The following is a 23,640-nucleotide window of genomic DNA, read 5'->3' on the forward strand; positions in this document are numbered from 1 at the left end:
ACGTGACTAAAAACAGCATAACTATTGCATTGGCCGCTGCCCTATATGGGGCTGGCTCAATGTATGTTGCTGCGAGTTTGGTACCAGCGGATACAATCAACACGCTGCAACAACCTAACCTAACGCAAGAGCAGATTAACCAATTACAAGTCAATTCAAGCGGTCAAGCTTTTACCGATAGCATGCTAGAAGCTGATGGCCTCAATGTTCAATTAAATAACCAACAAAACAAATTTGCAGAAGAAGCCGATTTATTCGGTGAGCATATTTATGTTGTGCGTTTACTTAATGAGCCAGTATCTTTGTATGAAGGTGGTATTAAAGGCTTAGCGGCAACACACGTTAAAGTGTTGTCAAAAGAAGTTGGTGTATCGAGTTTATATGAAGCTGGTAAAGCAACCACAGATCGTATTACGACATATAGCAATTTCTTAATGGAAAAGCAGGGTGCTGCAATTAACGCCATGAGTCAGGTTGTTGGCGCGAAAAAAGTGCGTAAGCAATTTACCACTGCGGTAAATGCTTTTTCAGTTGAGATGACACAAGATGAAGCACGACGTGTTTCTCAGCTTCCGCATGTAGCTTTTGTTCATCGAGCAAAAACCTATCAGTTACATACAGATGCTGGCCCACAAAAAATAAGTGCGGATAAAGTCTGGTCTGGTAACACCGATGCGGGCATCGAATATAAAGGTGAAGGCATTATCATGGGTATTATTGATACAGGTATCAATAGTGACCATCCTTCTTTTGCTGATATTGGTGATGATGGATACGACCATACCAACCCATGGGGCGCCGGAGTTTATGCTGGTGCTTGTGCTGTTGAAGGACAAGAAAACCTATGTAACGACAAACTGTTAGGTATTCGTACCTATGATGTCATTACTGATGCATTTGAAGAAATGATCCCAGGTTTTCCTGCCATCGGTGAAGATTATCAAGGCCATGGTTCTCACGTTGCCTCGACAGCGGCGGGTAATGTATTAAAAGATGTTGACTACGTGCTACCAGAATTTGTCAACACCTCTGACGGTACCTTAGTTAAAGAAGATATGTTCAACCTTTCTGGCGTTGCGCCACATGCCAACGTAGTTGCTTATCAGGTTTGTCATGCAACAAATGACGCGGGTTATGCTGGTTGTCCATGGGAAGCTATCATTGGTGGTATTGAAGATGCCATTAAAGATGGCGTTGATGTTATTAACTTCTCAATTGGTGGCCAAGACAATAGCTCACCGTGGGATGATAGTACTGAACTAGGTTTCTTAGCTGCTCGTGAAGCTGGTATTTCTGTTGCAGTAGCAGCAGGTAATGGTGGTCAAGCTGATGGTGCTGCTGAATATTTTGGCTCAATCGATCATGCTTCACCTTGGCTAGCTAGTGTTGCTGCAACTACACATGACCGAGAAACAAAAGTAGAGACACCTATTGCTTTTGCTGGTTTTGCACAAGACAGTGATGGAAGCGACTTAGGCAGTGAAGTGCCTTGGTGGAGTGAATCTGGTCGTGTGGGTGGCTCAGTCAATGAAACCGAAATAACGGGTGTTGTTGTTTGGGCGAAAGATTATGATGATATGAATGGTGACCGTGATTCTAGCGGTTACTGTGGTACAGAATACGCACCTGACACCTTTAATTTCTATAAAGATGGCTCGGCTATCGTTGGTGCAGCAGAGGGTGATACAAACGTAATCGTTGTGTGTGCACGAAATAGCCTGACTGATGCTAATGGTATTGCACGTACTGCTAAATCAGACAACGTTAAAGCTGGTGGTGCAGACGGTTTCATTATGTTCAATTATGCTAAGGGTGACAGTACGCCTATCTCTAGTTATTCATTACCTTCTGCCCATTTGACTTATGAACAATGGCATGGCGAAGTGACCTCATATGGTGACGACGGCTATAACTATGGTTTAGAAGACTGGCTTGATTCTTATTCAGAAAAAGGCCATATGATCTCCCTAGGGAAAACGTTTATTGGGAATGAGCACGATGAAGCAAATGGCGATTGGTTAGCCAACTTTTCATCGCGCGGTCCAAGTAATTCAACGGCTGAAATGCTTATTCCACAGATAGCAGCACCAGGTGTTAATATTTATGCTGCTTATGCCGATGAACATCCATTTACTGAAGCTGGCGGGTCGGCAGATTATATCGCAATAAGCGGTACATCAATGGCGTCACCACATGTTGCTGGTGCTATGGCACTTATTCGTCAAGCACATCCAGATTGGACACCAACAGAAGTACAATCTGCATTAATGTTGACGGCTGATAATGTTGTTAAATATAGACGACTCAATCAAGCTGATGGTGATATCGGTGATGCCTTTATTTACCGAGCAGGTGCGGGCCGTATAAACGTTGCTGAAGCAATTGATACGGGTTTGATCATGGATGAAAGCATTGAAAACTTCCGTGCAGCTAACCCGAACAACGGTGGACAAGTACATAGATTAAATATTCCACAATTAGTTAATTTTGAATGTAAGCCGACTTGTCAATGGACGCGTACATTTAAAGCGACTAAAGCGGGCACATGGAAAGTTGATCATGCTGATGTTTATAACTGGAATTTTGATGTTCGTAGCCAATATCCACAAAATGGTGTCAACATTAAAGCATCTCCTAGTGAGTTTACAGTTGCAGCGGGTGACACCCAGACTATTGTTTTTGAAGCATCTATTATGGATACTCAAGATCTATTTTCAAATGCGGAAGTAGAATTACACTCAGATGTTATTCTAACGGAAACAACCGGTGCAAGCTCTGAAGCACATCTACCACTTGCCTTTAAATTTAGTAAAAATGGTATGCCTTCTCGTCTACGTGCAATAGCACATCGAAACGAAGGTAGTTTCCAATTTAACGATATAGAATTGCCAGCATTAGCAACACCTTATACTCAGGTTTACTCACCAGTAAAAGCTGAAGTTAAAACGGTGGCAATACCAAAAGATGATGATGGTTACTTCCCATGGACGACCAAAGGCTCTGAAGGTATTGATACTTCAATGCGTATTGATGAAGCGACAGTGGTTGAAATGATTGAAGTGCCAGCGGGTACTAAACGTCTGATGATAGAGTCTTTAGGTACGGTTCAATCTGACCTAGAAGGCCAAACTGATAAAGGTAACGCGACTATTTTTGTTGGTAAAGATTACAACGGTAATGGCGCTCCGGATCCATTTGAAGAAATTCTATGTGTTTCGAATCACATCTTGTTTAATAACTTCTGTAATATCAACTCACCAGAAGAAGGTACTTATTGGGCGGTTATATACAACTCAGGTCGATTACTTGGTCAAGCACCAAACTGGACTGAACAATATCCAGGCATTGGGCCAGAAGTATTCACTTATACTATTGCGGTAATTGCTGATGAAATTGCAACAGATATGACACTTGATGTTGAACCAACTGATGGTAAAAATACAGTAAGTGCAACATTAAACTTTAATATGCCAGATATGGTTGAGGGTGACATATATTACTCTGTATTAGATTTTGGTACTTCAGAGGTTAATGCGGGTAATGTTGGTAAAGTAGCCTTTAAATTAGAGCGTGGTCAAAATGATGTGCATTTAGATGTGCCTCAAACAATCGCTCGTGCGGGTGATGTTGTGCCGTATACGTTTGAAGTACAGCCAAATGATACTGGTGTTGATCGTGCGTTTACTATTACAGCACAAATGCCAGCAGGTATTAGTATCACCGAAGAAGATATCTTCTCATCTAGCGACATGGTGGAAAGTGTCACTATTGAAGGTAATACCGTTACTATTTCAGGTATGCAACCAGATACATCTACAGTAACACCGAGTTACATAGTTACTACTAACGTTGAAGACGAAATGTGTTTAATGCCAAACTTTGGTAACAGTAACCCAGGTGGTTATGTTGATTTAGAAGAGTTTAACTATGGCCCAAGTTTCTCTGGTTTTGACTTAAGTGTCGATGAAAATGGTGACCCTGTTGGTAATAATAATATTAATTATGACCGCGGTATAGAGCTACCTATTGAAGTACTTTTCAACGGTCTTTATAAATCATTCCATCTTTACAACAATACTGACCAATTGAATTATTGGGTTGAAAACGCCATCACACTGCGTGGTACTGGCTTTTTTGATATGATGGCTTCACGTTGGCCTTCACCATACCACGGTGTATTTCCTTACAATAGCTTCCCATATGAATCAGTTGGTCCATTATGGCGTGCTCGAGGTTTAGGGGAAATGGCTACTAGTGGTTTTGAAATGATGAGTGTACCGTTAATTAATACATACTCAGAAGTGGCTGGTATTTCTTTAGCAAGCACATCATCTGGTTGGGGTATTATCGAAGTAGATAATGCACGTACATATGCACATGCAGGTATTGACTCTTCGCAACCTAACCGTCCAATTATCTGGGAAGAAAAAGATGATCGTTTTGATTACGAATTAATTTTCAATGTTAATACGCGACACGGTAAAAACGAGCATGAACTTTACTTTGCTTATGACAACATTGATTTTGGTACCCAAAACGCACGTGGTAGTATTGGTTTACAAGGTTTCACAGGACCTTTATATGTTCGTGGACCAATTAGTGGTGGTTTCTTAGGTGAACAGTTTGCTCGAGATGATCTTCAAGAGAAACTTCACGATGGCTTGGTGATTTGTTTCGATTACTACGGTCCAGAATCATCACAATTCGAAGTGACCATGTGGACACAAGTTCAACGTGATGCAATTGGTACTGATCAAGTGATGACAGCAACTAGCCAAGTAGACGGTATGGCCGATATGGTAATGACGCATACTTTGGTAACACCTTCAAATATCGATATTACTGATATTAACGATATGACGGTTGCTGAAGACGAGTCTGTAGATATTAATGTTTACTATGCAGATAATTCTGAATTGAAAACTGCCAACTCAATTACTATAAGTGGTGCAAATGTAACAGGTGTAGCTAGCAGTAATGAATCTGGCTCTACTGTTACAATAACGCCTGCTGCTGACTTTGATGGTGAAACTATGGTGACTGTAACGGTTGCTGATCTAGAAAACCCATCAGATAAAGCTAGCACGAGTTTTATGCTTACAGTGGCTTCTGACGGAATTGATGAAGCAGCACTTATTGTTGAAAATGAAGAAACACCAGAAGTTAAAAAATCATCAGGTGGTTCGTTAGGTTATGCATCATTGATGCTACTAGCACTATTAGGTTTACGCCGTAAACGTATGAGCTAGTATATTTATAACGATAGTTAGCCCTACTTAAGCAATTAAGTGGGGCTTTTTTATGTTTGGATAATGTATCAAAAACGTTTATTAGGTCGGGTTTTACTCTACATACAGAAGGTGTTTATTATTAAAGAACAGCGAGAAGTGCTTAATTATTTATAAAACGCTTGCAGGTCTGACCAGTATGTTGCACTCTTAAGTTAGATCAATATTATAAGGGTATTTATGGCAAACCGTTTTAGTCGTGCAATAGTAAACATTAAAAAACTTCCTAAGTTTAGTCATTCATTTCTGTTGACGAAACTCTTTTGTTCGCAAGTAAAATATGCGAACACCTCGAAGGTTCGCATTCTTGATATTCAAACTCAACAAGTGACGATGTTGATGGCAAATCGTAAACGAGTTCAAAATCATATTGGTGGTGTTCATGCGATTGCTGCGGCACTGCTAGCTGAGTCTGCTACGGGGATCGTTTTTGGTATTAACTTACCTGACAGATGCTTACCGTTATTAAAGTCACTGACCATTAATTATCAGCGCAGAATGCAAGGTGATTTAACCGCCGTTGCTGTTATTTCAGATGAACAAATAGCGTTACTAACTGAAGAAAAAGGCACTATGGACATTGCAGTAAGTATTACTGATGAGTCAGGTGAACAGCCAATAGAGTGCCTGATGCAATGGGCATGGGTCACTAAAAAATAATAAGTTGATAACTTAGTTATAATCCATAATATGTTGTGTTGTATTGCATAGTAAACGGTTTTAAAAAGAAGTCCGTTTACTTTTACTGCATTAACTTACTTAAAAATACTTTCTCCTATTAGATTAATCGTTGCTAATTAACGTTAAATCCATACACTGTTATATAGCCAAACCATTTCACTATACTGTTAATTTATCGAGTTGGTTTGTCTTTATAAACTGCCCATTATGTATTTGACCAATTAGGATAGTCCTCGTTCATGGATTCAACATTACCCTTATATCGCCAACTTACCAGCCGACTATCTTTATTAATGTTGAGCTTTGCGCTGCTTTTTATTGTTGGATTTTCGCTTTACTATCAATATGAACAAGATTTAACCCAACTTAAATATCAACAATTACCTGCAATTGAACAATTTAATCAACGCCAACAACTCCTGATTAAAAATGATCGCTTGCTCAGTGAAATAATCAGCAGTAAATACGCTACAACTTTTGCAGACAATTATTTAACTTTGAATGCTAATTTAAAGAAAATATCTGATACAAGTCGAAATAATAGAAGACGGTTAGAACAACTCTTGCAGGAGTTAAAGTTACAATCTGAAAATGTAACACTGTTGACTGAAAATGAACGACGAAATATCCAACTCAAAGATAATGTCATCATTCAACTAACATTAATTGCTGACAATTTAGCCTTGTTAATTTCTGAACAATCGGTTGAACAAAAAACATTATTCCGACAAATTAGCGTCGAAAAATCTACGGCTAGAACCGCGATTAATCGCGCGAAAACATTCAGTCGTCTCATTGCTAGTTTAAAAGTCAATCATGAATTACATCAAAGTTTGATTGATACGTTAGTGATGTTTAACCAGCTTGATTTGCAATACGATCTAGCTGAGTTTGATTATATTAAACTTAAAGCCCAACGTGAGATAAGTTATTGGCTGGATCATTCTGCCACTTTAGTGTCTAAAACCCCACACGAAGAAGCTTTAACAGAACAAATTTTAGTCCTTAATGCCTTGCTATTTAGTGAGCAAAATACTTTGGCAAAATGGCGTGGTCAATTACGTATGGCAATTGATTTACAAACTGAATTAGCAAGACAAAAAACCGAACTTAGCCCCTTACTTGATGAAGTGCTTGTCGTTCAGTCGCCTAAATCTTCAATTATAGAACAACAGCTAGTGGCTGGATTAGCTATTTTAAAGCTGGATTTAGAGCCAAAATACTATATTGGTGTTATTGCAGGTGTTTTTCTATTTATTGCCATTATTTTTCTATGTTTACTGATAAGCCTGCGGAGAAAAATCAAACATTTTGGTTGGCAAAGTATAACGGTTGTTGAAGAGCTAGTGACATCAGGTGCGGTATCAACGCCAATACCAGCGCTTGAGGTTTCGACCATAATTAAAAGTATTAACCAGCTTTCTCAACCTTTACATAGTGAGGCTGACTTTCAGCTCCAACAGCAACAGTTTCAAGCTCATAATACACTTATGTCGCGTCATACCAGCGATTTTTATTGGCAGTTACCTGTAGCTTCAAAAAAACTTCAGCGAAAATTAAGCGCATTATTAGCTGGCGAATCTAACGAGAAACATTGGCGTCATTTTTTTAGTCGAATTGATGTTCGCGCTATATTAACAAGCGCTAGAGATGCTAAGAAAAACAAGTGTGTTGAAAAATTATCTGTCACCAGTAATCTAGGTAAATCGATGCGACTAACACTTGAATATATTGATGGTACTTGGTGTGGCAGTTTGTGTGATACAGAAGAATATAGAACGCTAATAGATGAAAATTCACAATTAAAGCAGCAGCTTAAACAGCAGAATCAAACAGACAAACTGGCTATTATTAACAGCAGTGAAGATACCTTAGCTATCGTAAGTAAAGCTATGGTTCAACGACAAGTTTCTTCTTTAAATCCTGGTAATGAACAGTATGCTTATCAGCCACTAAATCAACTCCTTAGCTGGAGTGAGCAACAACGAGCCTCAGCACAACTAAGATGTGACGATTATGTTTTAACGTTATCGACCGTCGCATTAGCGAATGAAATACATACCGCATTGGCAAATGTATGTCTTTGCCAAGCGCAAAATAGTAATCATATTTATGTCGATATGGATGACAACTTAGCCACCTTGGTAACGCTTGAAAGTGAGTTTTTTCAGGCTATGTTCACGACAATTTGCCAAAAAATGTTCACAGAGCAACAGGGAGTCGATCTTAATGTTGAACTGAAAGTTATTGATGTTAATAGTGCTCAACAAATAGTACGCGTTAGCTTTGCGATGAATAATGCGTCACAGATGCCGCAGTTAATAAAAGTAATTGACCAGTTGGCGTTTAATGATGAAGTCAGTGCAGATTATGATAACGCTACCGATAACTATTTAAGGGACTTGCAGCTGGTATTTAATGTTGATAACAAAGTATGCCAATCTTTTGATAAGGGAGGTAAGTTCACTTTTGACATGCCTTTTGCTCTGGCTGAAGGTTTGAGCCAAACAAGTAAAGATAAAACGGTTAAGTTAGCAAAATGTTCGATTTTAGTGATAGCAACTGAAAAACCTCATCGTGAAAGGATTTGCCAAGCACTGAGCAAGAGCAAAGCTGTTGTTGAAACCATGCATGACTTGTTATTATTCCAGCGACAACTTAGCATCAAACACCTAACTAAAAATTCTGTTGATGTCATTATTTTATCTTCGGAAGTTTATTTATCAGATTACGACTTAATTACACAGCATCTCGCAAGTTTGCCTACTAAAATACAGCCCAAAATTTTGGTTATTCAGCCGTTCAATTATCTAACTTTGCAAAGATCTGGATTATTTTCTTTATGTAACCTACCTTGGTTTAGTGAAGCACTTGTTGCCAATGTTGAGCAGTTACTCCAGGGCAATAGTCAGATGAATATATTGGTTGAACCTGAAATTTTCTTCCCTTATCGGTTTGAACCAGGCCAAGTTGAGGTCTTAGTGGGCGTAGAAGAAGCCAATAAAAATCAACCGTTAATTAGAATACTGCATTGGCTTGGTTTAAAGCTTACTTTGGTTTCTCAGCCGGAGCATCTTGAACGCTTATGGGGAACAGGGCGATTTTTAGTGGTTATCTCTGAATTTACTGACGTTAATGTCGCCATTGATGAAGCCGTAAGCACGTGTCGTGGTGTTTTTATTTTAAACTCTAGTGCCAGTAAAAAAGCGACTATTATTGATAAAAACAAGTTACCTAATACGTGGCGTGTTGAGCCCTTAGTGCCAGTGTTAGATATTCAAAAGCTTACCGCGCAATTATCACCTTGGTTAAAGATGAGTATAGGCACAAATGAAAGTAATACCGTGTTAGCTCAAGTGGAAATAGGTAAAAAATCACCACTAACAAGTTTGAACGTTAATAAAGTCACGATACCGGTTGAGCAAGAGGTTGGTATTGATGATATTGAGCAATTGTTTGATGTTGAATTAGATGACAAACATGAGCATGAACAAGAAAGCAGTTTCACAAAACATGCTTTTGACTTAAATCAATATGCGCAAAATCAAGGTTCTGCCGAGCTAGCTGCTTTTATGCTAGACGATTATTTAACTGATATTACGGCTGATGCCCAAACGCTTATTGCTGCGATTAATGAAAAAAATTATACATTAGCCAATCAAACGTTATCGTCGTTAATTAAATTAGCGAAAGTCATTGCCGCTAAGCCTTTAATAGCACAATGTGAAGATCTTACTCTACTAATGAATGAGTATAGTAACGATAGTGAATTATCCGTTAAACAACATGAGGCATTGCAAAATCAATTAAATCACCTAAAACCATGTATAGTTGAATTAACCGATTTTGCAGAAGCCATATGAATATAAAATACCATCAGTCAACAGAGCCGGTTGCTAGCCCTTGTGTTCGTAATTGTTGTTTGAATCAGCAAGATGTTTGTTTAGGTTGCTTTCGCCATATAGATGAAATTATGGCTTGGGGTAAACTCGATACTAACGCAAAGAAAAACGTACTTAACTTATGCGAGCAACGTCAGCAGCAGATAAAAAAATAGCGTGCTAGGTCAATAGCCAGTAGGTATAAAATGGAAGAAGTCGATAAAAATACATTAGCGCAACTTGATCAACTCAATGTTTTGATTATAGACGACAATTTACTTGTTCATAGCATTTTGAAAGAGAGCTTATTCGCTTTAGGTATTAAAGAAGTGCGTTGCGCACAAAATGCCTACTACGGACTTAGGTTGTGCGATGAAATGTTTTTTCATATTGTAATTTGCGCCTTTAATGTTAAAAGTGACAAAGACGGATTTCATTTATTAGAAGAATTAAAGTTTAAAGGCCATGTTACTAAAACTACGGTTTTAATCTTTCTTAGTACGGAAACGAATGAGTCATTAGTTAACTCTATTATTGAATTGCAACCAGATGACTTCTGGACGAAGCCACTGGCTATAAAAAAAGTACGCAGCCGTTTTATTGCCCTATTAAAGGTGAAGCAAGTGTTGTTCAATATTAACAATGCTATAGATAAAAAGTCTTATTCCAAAGCACTCTATTTTGCCGATCGCCACCTACAAAATGAAAAGCTCGCATTTTACCATCCTAATATTAACCGCATTAAAGGCGAGTCATACCTAGCTTTGCGTGAATTTGAAGAAGCAGAGAAATTTTATTTTCAACTCTTTAAACAATATAAATACTCTTGGGTCTATTTGGGTTACGCCAAAGCTTTATTAAAGCAAGGGCGCTTAGAAGAAATTAGCGATATGTTAAAAACCTTAATTGATAAACCTGACACACGCTTTGGTGCCCACGATATGATGGCACAGTACTTCATAGAACAAGAAGACTACGAGCAAGCGTATGAAGAAATTAAAAAAGCCATGGCGCTGGCTCCTCGAAATATAGAACGTAATAAAAAATCATGGGATTTAGCACGCTTAACGCATGATCATAAAGGCCAGTATGTCGCTACTAAAAACATTGCACAACAAGCGAAAAACTCTATTCATGACTCACCTGAGCTACTACTTAATGTTATTAGAGCAAGCATTGACCTGGCGTGTGCAACCCCTGATGAAAGCACTAATGAGTTACTGCAGCAAACCGAGCGTTATATTAGGCAATTTGAACATGATCTTCACGATGCCAACCACTTTAAACAACAACTCATTGTAGTAAAAGCCAGATTGCACAATGTTCGAAATGAACGAGAAAAAGCGACTAAGTTGGTTGATAACCATATGTCACTTATGCCAACTAGCATAGTAGAAGATAACTTAGATCGCGTGAAAGTTTTACATGAACTCGGTATGCGTGAAGATGCTATTGATTTGCTTGCTGCTATAAATAATCAAATTGCCGGAGACTCGTTAAACAGCCAAGTTGTTCGACGTTATATTGCGCAAGAAAGCGAACAACGTGAAGAAATACACTTTACGGCTAAAGAACTAAATAGCATGGCCGTAGAGCACTTTCAGAAAAATCGATTATTACCAGCACTTGAGGCAATAAAACAAGCATTGAAGCTTAGTCCAAAGAATATAAAACTATTATTTAGTCAGTTAAAAATAATGATCAAAATTACCCAAGAAGACCAAGATACAGAGGAACTCCGGGAAGGAGCAGAAAAGATTATTGCTGAGCTGCAACACCATAAACTTGAAGGGAAAAGCCTGGTTACGTTTGAAGATTTAATGTTGAAATGGCAAAAAGTAACCAGCAAAGATTAATGACTTCTTACTTAACCAAACTTTACATAATATTAATATCACTAAGCGTCGCGTGGCATGCCTTTTTCAACCGAGCGAATCAACCGTGCCGTTAGACGTAAGTTTTTATCTTGAACTAGCGCTTTTTGCTTTAATGCTTGTTGTGCTAATGCCCATTCAATGTGTTCTGCAACCATAGCCTCAGCATTTGCCAGTGCAGCGGTTAAGGCATTTACATTGTTCTGAGAAAAGTCAGCGTTACCAAGTGCAACGGCTATATTACGTTGCCAGGATTGAAAACCAATACGTCGTATAGGTGAGCCCTCTGTTTTACTTAGAAAGGTCGCCTCGTTCCAAGCAAATAAAGTTAATAAGTCGATATTGTCTAAATTTTGTCGAGGCTTAAAATCGTCTTCACTACCCAGTTTGGCAAATTTGTTCCATGGGCAAATTAATTGGCAATCATCACAGCCATAAATTCTATTACCAATTAATGGTCGAAACTCTTCAGGAATAGCTTCTCGTAGCTCTATAGTAAGATAAGATATGCAACGCCTAGCATCAACAACGTAAGGCTCAACTATCGCTTGAGTAGGGCAAATTTTAATACATGCTACACAGGTTCCACAGTTATTCTCTGCTTTAGTATCGGTAATTAAGGGTATATCAACCAAAAGCTCGCCGAGAAAAAACCACGAACCTGCTTGTTTGTTGATCAGCAACGAGTGTTTACCAACCCAGCCTAAGCCCGCTTTTTCAGCTAAAGGTCTTTCTAATATTGGGGCGGAATCAACAAAAGGACGATAATTAAAGTTTTCACAATGAGCTTCAATTTTTTCGCCTAATTGCTTAAGGCGTTTACGCATTAATTTATGGTAATCTCGACCTAGGGCATAACGACTAATATAAGCGTGCTCTTTACTCTTTAAAATACGAGCAAACTTAGCATCAGTAGGTAAGTAATCCATACGTACGCTGATAACATTAAGTGTACCTTCTACCAACTCTTTTGCCCTAGCGCGCATTAAACCATGACGCGCCATATAATCCATGTTGCCATGATAATTATTTTCTAACCACTGCGTTAAAGCAGCTTCATGCTCAGACAAGTCAACATCGCTAATGCCCACCTGTGAAAAGCCGAGCGCTTCGCCCCAAAGTTTAATTTTTTCGGTTAATGTTTGATAATTAATAACAGATGTTGTCATGGCTGCAGAATATTAAAAAAATTTAGGTGATATTGAAAGTGTGACAGATTAACACATCGCGCTTATAAGATTAATTTAAGTGAGCTTTAGTGCTAAAAATATGAAGATAAAATAGCAAACAAATCATATAAAGTTAATGATTTCGCGATCAGGGCTTTTAGAATTGAGTGTGTAAGCATTAAATCAATCCATATTTTCTCCAAGGTCACAAAGGTGTGACTGTATTCACAGCGATACAGCTGATATTATTACCAACACTGATGGCTACATGCTGACAAAAACGTGAGTTATAGTGCCTAAATTGACCTGCTAATTAATGGTAATTGTGCAGTAGATAAGATACTTTATATCTCATAACAAAATGATGAATAATATAGTGACAAAACAAACGTTTATATTAGCCGATGAATTGGCGACAATTGCTTTAGGTAAACAACTCGCTGATATTGTAAAAATAGAGCTTAAACAAGGTATTATTGTTTTTTTAAATGGTGATCTTGGCGCAGGAAAAACCACATTAACGCGTGGCTTTGTGCAAGGAATGGGACATGTTGGTAATGTTAAAAGCCCAACATACACCTTAGTTGAACCTTATGATTTGCAAGATTGGCAAGTTTACCACTTTGATTTATACCGTTTAGCTGACGCTGAAGAGTTAGAGTACATGGGTATTCGAGATTACTTTAGTAGCCATTGTTGTAGTTTTATTGAGTGGCCTGAAAAAGGTCAAGGTATGCTGCCAAAAGCTGACATGACTATTGATTTAGCTTATCTTGATGAGCAACGTCAAGTGTCACTACAAGCCAATACGCCATTAGGTGAATTACTGTTATCATTTTTGGTAAAATAAAACACTTTTAATGCATTGGTTTCAACAGCATTAGAATTTAAGCAGATACACGAAGGAATAGATTCGATGCACTTAAGCAGTATTGTAAAAAAATTAACCGCTGTATTCATGCTTTGGCTTGTTTATGCAACGACGGTTAACGCAAACAACAGTATTGAAAGTGTACGAATATGGCCTGCGCCAGAAAATACTCGTATTGTTTTTGATCTGAGCAATAAACCTGACTTTAAATATTTTTCATTAAAATCCCCACAACGCTTAGTTATCGACTTTAAAAATAGTACAAATAATGCTGAATTAATGTCAGCCATTAAAGCGGATCGCCGAGTCCAGAAAATTCGCACCAGTCGTTCAAAAGAAAAAGGCACTACCCGATTAGTATTGGAATTAGCTGAAGACTACAGAGTGTCGGTATTTCCATTAGCGCCAGCAGGGCAGTACAGTGACCGCTTAGTTATTGATCTTTATGACAAGAATAGCCAACCGATTGCTACATACGATAACAGCAAAGGTAAACGCGATATTGTTATTGCTATTGTTGCTGGTCATGGCGGTGAAGACCCCGGTTCAATAGGCGCTTCAGGTACTTATGAGAAGCATGTCACCCTAAAAATAGCGCAAAAACTTGCTCATTTGATCAATAAAAAGCAAGGGCTAAAAGCGGTGATGATCCGCAGCGGCGATTATTATGTTGATCATAACCGTAAAACTGAACTCGCGAGAAAGTCAAAAGCGGATTTACTTATCTCCATTCATGCTGATGCATTTACCTCATCAAAACCTAACGGCGCTTCAGTGTTAGTTCAAGCAACGCGTCGTGCTGATTCTGAATTTGCTCGTTGGATTCAAAACAGAGAAAAAAATTCAGAGTTACTCGGCGGTGCAGGAGAAACCATTAGAAGTACCAAAGATAATAACTTAGCCATTGCCCTTGGCGATATGAAAAAAGAATACACTATGGCCAGTAGCTATGATTTTGCTGAGCATGTGGTTAAACAGTTAAAAAAAGTAACCAAATTACACAAGCATAAGCCTGAACGCTTAAGTTTAGCGGTGTTAAAGTCTTCTGATATTCCGTCTGTACTCATCGAAACTGGCTTTATTTCTAATCATCAAGAAGAAAGACGGTTGAATAACAGTAGTCATCAGCAAAAGCTAGCTAATGCGATATATATTGCTGTTGATGATTATTTTTCTCGCAACCCTCCTGACGGCACATTAATGGCGGCAACACGTGTTCGTGAACACAAAGTGAGTCGTGGTGAATCGCTTTCTGTTGTTGCACAACGCTACAAAGTTTCTATCAGACAATTAAAATCTGCCAATAACCTCAAATCAAATGTCGTTAGAATTGGCCAAACACTCAAAATACCACAGGCAGACTAACGCTCGTATGACCATCGCAATATTACCCGCTCGCCTCGCTAACCAAATTGCCGCAGGCGAAGTGGTTGAACGCCCAGCCTCTGTTGTTAAAGAACTTGTCGAAAATAGTATTGATGCTGGCGCAACCAGTATTAAAATTGAAATCGAGAAAGGCGGCGCCAAGCGTATTCGTATTATTGATAACGGCAAAGGCATTGCCAAAGCCGAGTTAGCCTTAGCGTTGAGTCGACATGCTACCAGCAAAATTAAAGATCTTGATGATCTGGAGGCTATAAGTAGCTTAGGATTTCGTGGTGAGGCACTAGCCAGTATAAGTTCTGTATCGCGTTTAACATTAACGTCGAAACCTGAGAATCAAGAATCCGCATGGCAAGCGAATGCAGAAGGGCGCGATATGGCCGTATCGGTTAAGCCTGCTGCTCACCCGAACGGCACAACTATAGATGTCAGCGATTTATTTTTCAATACGCCTGCTAGACGAAAATTTATGCGCACTGAAAAAACAGAATATGCTCATATTGAAGAAGTTATCAAGCGTATCGCACTTGCAAATTTTGATATTACCTTTGTTTTGTCACATAACCATAAAATTATTAAACAATTTCGTAGTGCCAATACAGATACTCAGCGCAGTAAACGTGTAGCGCAAGTGTGTGGGCAAAAATTTATTGATAACGCTATTGAAATAAACTGTGAGCATGAAGGCTTACATTTACATGGTTGGATTGCTCAGCCAAGTTATTTTCGTAACCAAAATGACCTAAGTTACAGTTATGTAAATGAACGCATGATGCGTGACAAACTTATTAATCATGCTATTCGTCAAGCATATGCTGACTTATTGCCCAGCGATAGTTTCCCTGCATTTGTTTTATTTTTACAGCTCGATTTCAGTGAAGTAGATGTGAATGTGCATCCAGCAAAGCATGAAGTGCGCTTTCATCAAGGGCGCTATGTGCATGATTTTATTTATTCTGTTTGTAACCGAGCTTTACATAGTGAGCTCGAGCTTAATGTAGATAATTCTACGGGTGAAATACTTCCTGTTTCAAGTAATGAACAAGTGCATCAGCAGGTTGACACTCAACCCTCGAGCTTTATTACGCCTTTAAAGGCACGCTCTGATTCACCTGATTCACGTCAAGACATCGCTACTTCAGACCGTAATAAACCGGCAAGTCAAACGCCTCAATATCATCATGAGCATCAAGACCAGCGCAGTAGAGGACAGCATTACACTAATAGGGTTAACCCTCAAGCCAGTAAGGCTTACAGTGATTTAATGACACCCATAGCGTTAGACTCACAGGTAGGAGAGCCGGCAATTATACAAGAAACGGCTTCCTCAGCGTCAGCCAGTTCAGCAATGCCAATACCTGAGAGTAATCTAACTACAGCGGAAAATGAAATAACTAACGATACAAAAATATTGTTTTGGCAGGCACCACATTATTTAGTTTTTCAACAGCGTGAATCATTACGTTTGTTGTCGGTAAATAAGCTTGATTTACAAATTAAGTTACAGGCTATTAAGCAACGCTGGCATGAAAAATTAGTGAGTCAGCCATTATTACTTCCTATAAAAATATCGGTTAGTGAAAAAGTCGCCCAATTCGTACAAATGAATGAAAATCAATTTCAACATATTGGTATGGACATTCGCCAGATTAACGCTAGTACAATTCAAATTCGACAGTTCCCTGCTTTACTGAGAAATCAAGATATTGCCAATAGTTTTAATAAGTTAATTAAACAGTTAGATGTTGAGCACTGTGACGAAGTGCATGCAGAAATTAGCTGGCAAATGGCATTGGCTGCACTTATGGTAAGTGACGAATTAACACAAGCCCATGCATTACAAGTCTGGCGAAATGGCGAAAGTCACTTTAATTGTCAATTTGAGCAGCAACTACGCTTGAATTCTGTCCCTATAGACCTCACATCTTACATAAATCAGCTAGCGTAAATTTATACCATAATGACCAAGGTGTTAAACCAACAAAACATTAACCAGCAGCAGCCTCCCGTTATTTGTTTAATGGGGCCTACAGCTTCGGGTAAAACCGCATTGGCGATGGCATTATGTGATGCGCTGCCTTGTGACATTATTAGTGTTGATTCAGCGTTAGTTTTTAAAGGTATGGATATTGGCACCGCGAAACCGACTGCAGAAGAACTTGCAGCATATCCACATCAATTGGTCGACATTAGGGATCCAAGCGAAAGCTATAGTGCGGCTGACTTTTGTCATGACGCACTTAAGGCAATAGCAAAAAGTCGAGCCAATGGTCGTATACCGTTATTGGTCGGCGGTACTATGATGTACTTTAAAAGTTTAATTGAAGGGATTTCGCCACTTCCTGAAGCGGATCAAGATATTCGAAATACCATAGCGTTAGAAGCTGCAGATAAAGGCTGGCTGGCGATGCATGAAGAATTAAAAAGCTTTGATCCTGTTTCTGCAGAGCGAATTCACCCTAACGATCCGCAAAGACTTGCGCGTGCGATCGAAGTATATCGAAAGTCTGGTAATACTTTGACACAATTAACTGCAATAAAAGGTGATATAGTCAGTGGAAATGTTTTACAGTTTGCTATAGCACCAAAAGAGCGTAGTGATTTGCATGCACGCATTGAACTTCGTTTTAAGCAAATGATAGCGCAAAACTTTGAACAAGAAGTTATCGCTTTGAAAGAAAGAGGCGACTTACACCTTGATTTACCTGCAATTCGTTGTGTTGGTTATCGGCAAATGTGGCAACACTTGGCAGGTGACTTTACTCATGAAGATATGGTTTTTAAAGGTATTTGTGCAACGCGTCAATTAGCAAAAAGACAGCTGACTTGGTTAAGAAGTTGGCAAAACCTACATTGGTTGCATATGGAAGACGAAAATAATTTAAAACTTATTTTATCGGCAGTAAGCAAACTGTAGACATTAATGTATAATTAAATTAGTTGCGCAGTAACCAGCTAGTTTATTGAATTATTCTAATAAAATATTTGAACTGAATATTTAATTTTTTACTAAAAATAACAAAAGGGGCCAAATAATGGCAAAGGGGCAATCTTTACAAGACCCGTTTTTGAATGCGTTACGTCGTGATCGTATTCCGGTAGCAATATATTTAGTTAATGGCATTAAACTACAAGGGCAAGTAGAGTCATTTGATCAATTTGTAATTTTACTTAAAAATACCGTTAGCCAAATGGTATATAAGCACGCCATTTCAACGGTAGTGCCAGCGCGAGCAGTAACTACTATGCCAGCCCCACAATCGAATCAGGAATTAGAAGATTAATGCAAAAAGCTAGTATTGTATGGAGTCGCTCATTTGTTTGATAGGTATCAAGCAGGTGAGCAGGCGATACTTGTTCATTTAGATTTTCCAGATGATAACACCCGCGAAGATATACAAGAGTTCGAAATGCTTGTTGATTCTGCTGGTATTACTGCGTTAAATACCGTTACGGGTAAACGCAATACTCCGCACCCAAAATACTTTGTTGGCACAGGTAAAGTACAAGAAGTTGCTGATGCTGTACGTATGTTCGATGCGAATATTGTTTTATTTAACCATAGTTTATCGCCTTCTCAGGAAAAAAATATTGAAGCTTTGTGCGAATGTCGTGTGGTTGATCGCACTACATTGATTTTAGATATTTTTGCTCAGCGAGCTCGAACTCATGAAGGTAAATTGCAAGTAGAGTTAGCGCAATTACGTCATATGAGTACCCGCCTAATTCGTGGGTGGACTCACTTAGAGCGACAAAAAGGCGGTATTGGCTTACGCGGACCTGGTGAAACACAACTTGAAACTGACCGTCGTTTACTTCACGAACGTATGGTAAATATTCGTAAACGTTTAGGTAAAGTTGAAAAGCAAAGGCAGCAAGGTCGTCGAGCAAGAACTCGAGCTGAGATCCCAACAATTTCTTTAGTCGGTTATACCAACGCCGGTAAATCGACCCTATTTAATAAAATTACCCAAGCGGGTGTTTATGCCGCGGATCAATTATTTGCCACTTTAGATCCAACTTTACGTAAAATTGAAGTTGAAGATGTTGGTCGTGTTATTCTTGCCGATACGGTAGGCTTTATTCGTCATTTGCCTCATGATTTAGTTGCTGCATTTAAAGCCACGTTAACCGAAACACGCGAAGCGGAGTTATTACTCCACGTCATTGATATCGCAGATGAGCGACGCAGTGAAAATATTGAACAAGTAGAAGAAGTTTTAAAAGAGATAGAAGCGGACGAAGTCCCACAACTATTAATTTGTAATAAAATAGACCAGTTAGATGATGTAGAGCCGCGAATTGACCGTGACGATCAAGGATTACCTATTCGTGTGTGGCTTTCAGCGCAACAAGGTGTTGGTATTGAATTATTATTCCAAGCGCTTTCAGAGCGATTAGGAAAAGAAATTATCCAACATTTACTGTGTTTACCGCCATCTGCAGGTAAAATTCGTGGTCAACTTTACGAGTTAAATTGTATTACTAATGAACATTATGATGAAGAAGGTAATTGTTTAATCAACATAAAATTACCTATCAGAGAGTGGAATCAGTTACTAAAACAAGATGAAGCTGAAATAGAGCACTTTATTCAAACTTAACAGACTGATATATTACGTGAAACGCAGTGTTTTATCGTTAGTGTAGCAGTTAGCGCATTAATTTTTATAGCGGAGAATAGCATGGCTTGGAATGAACCGGGGAATAATGAGAAAGACCCCTGGAAAAATAAAGGTGGCAAAAACCAAGGTCCACCTGACCTAGATGATTTATTAAAAGATATCGGCAATAAATTTGGCGGTATATTCGGTGGTGGCAAATCAGGAGGCGGTTCTGGAAAAAGTTTCTCCAGTATTGGCATCATGGTTGTACTCATCATATCAATATTGGTTTATGTATTTGCAGGTTTCTTTACGATTAAAGAAGCTGAAAAAGGTATTGTTTTACGCTTTGGTCAATACGCAGGTACGGTAGAACCAGGTTTGCGTTGGAAGTGGACGTTCGCTGAACGTATTATTCCAGTTGATATGCAAACAACACGTAACCTTCCTTCTTCAGGGTTTATGCTGACGAAAGATGAGAATGTTGTGCGTGTTGAAATGGAAATTCAATACCGTGTTGTTGACTCACGTAACTATATTTTCAGTGTTACTAATGCTGATGAAAGTTTAAGTGAATCGCTTGATAGTGCTTTGCGTTATGTTGTTGGTCACGCAAACATGGACGACATTTTAACGAGTGGTCGTGAGGCTGTTCGTCAAGCTGTTTGGAAAGAACTAGAAAAAATTATCGAGCCTTATAATTTAGGTTTGATCATTGTTGATGTTAACTTCAAGGATGCTCGTCCACCAAACGAAGTTAAAGATGCATTTGATGATGCTATTTCTGCACAAGAAGATGAAGTTCGCTTTTTACGAGAAGCTGAAGCTTATGCTCGTGGTATTGAACCTCGTGCCCGTGGTCGTGTTAAGCGTTTAGAGCAAGAAGCTTTAGCTTATAAATCGCAAATACTTCTCGATGCTGAAGGTGACGTGGCTCGTTTTAACAAGCTATTACCTGAATATAAAGCAGCGCCTGAAGTAACTCGTCAGCGTATGTACATTACATCGATGGAAAAAGTATACAGTAACACCAGTAAAGTTATGGTTGATGTTGAAGGTGGTAATAACATGATTTACTTACCATTAGATAAAATAATGCAACAGCAATCTGGTGGTCAACGTACTATTCAACAATCATCATCACCGACGACGATAAATCAATCGTCAAATAGCAATAATACTGCACCAACATTATCCGGTCGTAATGACCGTTTCAATAATGGGAGAGACTAAGCCATGAAGAATTTTCTATTGGCAATTATTGCCTTAATACTTGTGCTAACGGTTTCGTCTGTTTTTGTGGTAATTGAAGGTCAACGTGGCATTGTTTTCCAATTCTCAAAAATTAAACGTGATGGTGATACCGGCGACATGAAAGTTTATGAGCCTGGTTTACACTTTAAATTTCCGTTTATTAACCAAGTACGTAAACTTGATGCACGTATTCAAACGTTAGATGATGCACCGGATAGATTCGTTACATCTGAAAAGAAAGATTTAATGGTCGATTCATTTGTAAAATGGCGCATCGTTGACTTTTCTACTTACTATTTACGTACCTCAGGTTCAATTGAGAATGCACGTGCATTACTTAAACAGAAAGTAAACAATGGTCTACGTACCGAAATTGGTACGCGTACTATTAAAGATATAGTCTCTGGTGAACGTGATGACATTATGGCGAAAGCACTTGAAAGTGCTGCAAGTAGCCGTGAAGATTTAGGTATTGAAGTCATTGATGTGCGTATCAAGGCGATTAACTTACCTACTGAAGTTAGTACGTCGATATACGAGCGTATGCGTGCTGAACGTACCGCTGTGGCGAAAGAACATCGCTCACAAGGTCAAGAGCAAGCTGAAATCATTCGTGCAACAATTGATGCTAAAGTTACTGTAATGTTAGCGACAGCACAAAAAGAAGCACAAGAAATTCGTGGTGAAGGCGATGCCTTAGCAGCGAAAGTTTATGCTGACTCTTACAGTCAAGATGCTGAGTTCTATGGCTTTTTCCGTAGCTTAGAAGCTTACGAGAAAAGTTTCAGTGATAAGAGTGATATCTTAGTCGTTAAACCTGATAGCAACTTCTTTAATTATCTAAAAGATAGTAAAAAAGCGAAGTAAGCTTAGCGTTTAATCGAGTATTGAAAAGCCATGACAGTGTCATGGCTTTTTTGTAATTAAAATAAAATAACAGGGCGAAAAATGCTAACTACATTATTAATGGCTATCGCGATTGCGTTCATTATTGAGGGCTTGATCCCTGCGCTTTTTCCGAATAAATGGCGCGCTTATGTTTTAAAATTAGCCAATGAACCTATTGGCGCTATTCGTCAGGTTGGTATTTTTTTGGTGATAATTGGGCTTTTAATTTTTTGGGCGGCAAATTAATTATCTTGCTAACTGTGCACTACCACTCGCTTTTTTTATATCGCGCTAAAAATCACCAACTTTTGCTTGGACTCAATATTGATATTTGATAGAATCCCCGCCTAATTTTCTTACCAATATGTGAACATGGGTAAAAACGTCGTAGTTCTAGGCACCCAATGGGGTGACGAAGGTAAAGGTAAAGTCGTCGACTTACTTACTGATAAAGCAAAATACGTAGTGCGCTATCAAGGTGGCCACAATGCGGGTCATACACTAGTCATTAACGGTGAAAAAACCGTTTTACACCTTATTCCATCTGGCGTGTTACGTGATAACGTAAAATGCTTAATTGGCAACGGTGTAGTTCTTTGTCCAAAAGCACTTATGACAGAAATGGCAATGTTAGAAGAACGTGGCGTACCTGTACGTGATCGTCTTTTAATTAGTGATGCATGTCCGTTAATTCTTCCTTACCACAATGCATTAGATGCAGCGCGTGAAAAAGCTCGTGGTAGCAAAGCTATCGGCACTACAGGTCGTGGTATCGGTCCAGCTTATGAAGATAAAGCTGCTCGTCGCGGTTTACGTGTTGGTGATTTATTTTGCGCAGAGTCATTTGCTGTAAAATTAAAAGAAATTATGGAATACCATAACTTCGTATTAACTAATTATTATAAAGCTGACCCTGTAAGCTACGAAGAAGTGCTTAGCGATGCTATGGCCGTTGCTGAAGTCATTAAAGGCATGGTTGCTGATATCTCTGAAATGCTAGATCAAGCGCGTAAAGCGGGCGAATCTATCATGTTTGAAGGTGCGCAAGGTACATTGCTTGATATTGACCACGGTACTTACCCATACGTAACATCGTCTAATACAACTGTTGGTGGCGTTGCTACTGGTAGCGGTTTTGGTCCACTTTACTTAGATTACGTACTTGGTATTACTAAAGCATACACTACACGTGTTGGTTCGGGTCCATTCCCAACTGAGTTAGACGACGAAGTGGGAAATCACTTAGGTACTGTAGGCCATGAATTTGGTGCTACAACTGGCCGTGAACGTCGTTGTGGTTGGTTTGATGCCGTTGCAATGCACCGTGCCGTTCAAGTAAACAGCATTAGTGGTTTTTGTTTAACTAAGCTAGACGTTTTAGATGGCCTTAAAACATTAAAAATATGTACAGGCTACAAAACAGCTGAAGGCGATATTATTACTGTGCCACCTACAGCAGCTGAAGGTTATGAGAAAATTACCCCAGTGTATGAAGAAATGCCAGGTTGGAGCGAAACAACAGTAGGCGCAACATCTGTTGATGCATTGCCTGCTAATGCAATAGCTTACATTAAGCGCATTGAAGAAATTACCGGTGTACCTGTTGATATTATTTCAACTGGTCCAGACCGAGTTGAAACGATGATTTTAGTGAACCCGTTTGACGAATAACTTAATCTCAACGTTTTAATCCATAAAAAACCACCTTCTAGGTGGTTTTTTTATGTGCAGGACGCACGTATGTCGT

The 23,640-nt window shown here is 38.9% G+C and carries 16 protein-coding genes; 15 read left to right on the forward strand and 1 reads right to left on the reverse strand.

Annotation, left to right across the window (positions count from 1 at the left end; all coding sequences use genetic code 11):
- The first annotated feature begins 2 nt into the window (after positions 1–2).
- The 5 genes from DBO93_RS01410 to DBO93_RS01430 all read left to right on the forward strand — a co-directional run bounded on the left by DBO93_RS01410 (position 3) and on the right by DBO93_RS01430 (position 11,706).
- Positions 3–5,249, forward strand: coding sequence for a S8 family serine peptidase (locus DBO93_RS01410; RefSeq protein ID WP_239059066.1), 5,247 nt, complete (start codon positions 3–5; stop codon positions 5,247–5,249).
- Between the two features lie 219 nt (positions 5,250–5,468).
- The gene (locus DBO93_RS01415) at positions 5,469–5,948 is read left to right on the forward strand and encodes a DUF4442 domain-containing protein (RefSeq protein ID WP_108454735.1); all 480 of its coding nucleotides are present in this window, start codon (positions 5,469–5,471) and stop codon (positions 5,946–5,948) included.
- Positions 5,949–6,208: 260 nt separating this feature from the next.
- Positions 6,209–9,832 (forward strand): hypothetical protein, encoded by a 3,624-nt coding sequence (locus tag DBO93_RS01420; RefSeq protein WP_108454736.1) that lies wholly within the window; start codon positions 6,209–6,211, stop codon positions 9,830–9,832.
- Positions 9,829–10,026 (forward strand): DUF1289 domain-containing protein, encoded by a 198-nt coding sequence (locus DBO93_RS01425; RefSeq protein ID WP_108454737.1) that lies wholly within the window; start codon positions 9,829–9,831, stop codon positions 10,024–10,026. Before DBO93_RS01420 ends, DBO93_RS01425 begins: the two co-directional genes overlap by 4 nt.
- A gap of 30 nt (positions 10,027–10,056) precedes the next feature.
- Positions 10,057–11,706, forward strand: coding sequence for a response regulator (locus DBO93_RS01430; RefSeq protein ID WP_108454738.1), 1,650 nt, complete (start codon positions 10,057–10,059; stop codon positions 11,704–11,706).
- Positions 11,707–11,747: 41 nt separating this feature from the next.
- Here DBO93_RS01430 and queG read toward each other — a convergent pair whose 3' ends face one another.
- Positions 11,748–12,893: a tRNA epoxyqueuosine(34) reductase QueG gene (gene queG / locus DBO93_RS01435; protein ID WP_108454739.1), complete on the reverse strand. Its 1,146-nt coding sequence runs from the start codon at positions 12,891–12,893 to the stop codon at positions 11,748–11,750.
- 364 nt (positions 12,894–13,257) lie between these two features.
- Between queG and tsaE the strand changes: the two genes are divergently transcribed.
- The 10 genes from tsaE to DBO93_RS01485 all read left to right on the forward strand — a co-directional run bounded on the left by tsaE (position 13,258) and on the right by DBO93_RS01485 (position 23,564).
- Positions 13,258–13,743 carry a tRNA (adenosine(37)-N6)-threonylcarbamoyltransferase complex ATPase subunit type 1 TsaE gene (gene tsaE, locus DBO93_RS01440; RefSeq protein WP_108454740.1) on the forward strand — a complete coding sequence of 162 codons (486 nt, stop codon included), beginning with the start codon at positions 13,258–13,260 and terminating at the stop codon, positions 13,741–13,743.
- Positions 13,744–13,809: 66 nt separating this feature from the next.
- On the forward strand, positions 13,810–15,129 hold the full coding sequence (locus DBO93_RS01445) for an N-acetylmuramoyl-L-alanine amidase (protein WP_108454741.1): 1,320 nt from the start codon (positions 13,810–13,812) through the stop codon (positions 15,127–15,129).
- A gap of 7 nt (positions 15,130–15,136) precedes the next feature.
- A complete protein-coding gene (gene mutL / locus DBO93_RS01450) occupies positions 15,137–17,095 on the forward strand; it encodes a DNA mismatch repair endonuclease MutL (RefSeq protein WP_108454742.1) in 1,959 nt (652 codons plus the stop codon).
- A 12-nt stretch (positions 17,096–17,107) separates the two neighbouring features.
- Positions 17,108–18,064, forward strand: coding sequence for a tRNA (adenosine(37)-N6)-dimethylallyltransferase MiaA (gene miaA, locus DBO93_RS01455; protein ID WP_108454743.1), 957 nt, complete (start codon positions 17,108–17,110; stop codon positions 18,062–18,064).
- Between the two features lie 118 nt (positions 18,065–18,182).
- Positions 18,183–18,431, forward strand: a complete 249-nt coding sequence (gene hfq / locus DBO93_RS01460) for an RNA chaperone Hfq (RefSeq protein ID WP_108454744.1) — start codon at positions 18,183–18,185, stop codon at positions 18,429–18,431.
- Positions 18,432–18,464: 33 nt separating this feature from the next.
- A complete protein-coding gene (gene hflX / locus DBO93_RS01465; RefSeq protein WP_108454745.1) occupies positions 18,465–19,751 on the forward strand; it encodes a ribosome rescue GTPase HflX in 1,287 nt (428 codons plus the stop codon).
- An 81-nt stretch (positions 19,752–19,832) separates the two neighbouring features.
- Positions 19,833–20,984: an FtsH protease activity modulator HflK gene (hflK, locus tag DBO93_RS01470; protein WP_108454746.1), complete on the forward strand. Its 1,152-nt coding sequence runs from the start codon at positions 19,833–19,835 to the stop codon at positions 20,982–20,984.
- Positions 20,985–20,987: 3 nt separating this feature from the next.
- Positions 20,988–21,872 carry a protease modulator HflC gene (hflC, locus tag DBO93_RS01475; protein WP_108454747.1) on the forward strand — a complete coding sequence of 295 codons (885 nt, stop codon included), beginning with the start codon at positions 20,988–20,990 and terminating at the stop codon, positions 21,870–21,872.
- A gap of 81 nt (positions 21,873–21,953) precedes the next feature.
- The gene (locus DBO93_RS01480; RefSeq protein ID WP_108454748.1) at positions 21,954–22,139 is read left to right on the forward strand and encodes a DUF2065 domain-containing protein; all 186 of its coding nucleotides are present in this window, start codon (positions 21,954–21,956) and stop codon (positions 22,137–22,139) included.
- Between the two features lie 126 nt (positions 22,140–22,265).
- Entirely contained in the window at positions 22,266–23,564 is a 1,299-nt protein-coding gene (locus tag DBO93_RS01485) for an adenylosuccinate synthase (protein ID WP_108454749.1), read from the forward strand.
- Positions 23,565–23,640 lie beyond the last annotated feature (76 nt).

Origin of the sequence: Colwellia sp. Arc7-D (assembly GCF_003061515.1) — a bacterium.
Taxonomy (GTDB): Bacteria; Pseudomonadota; Gammaproteobacteria; order Enterobacterales; family Alteromonadaceae; genus Cognaticolwellia.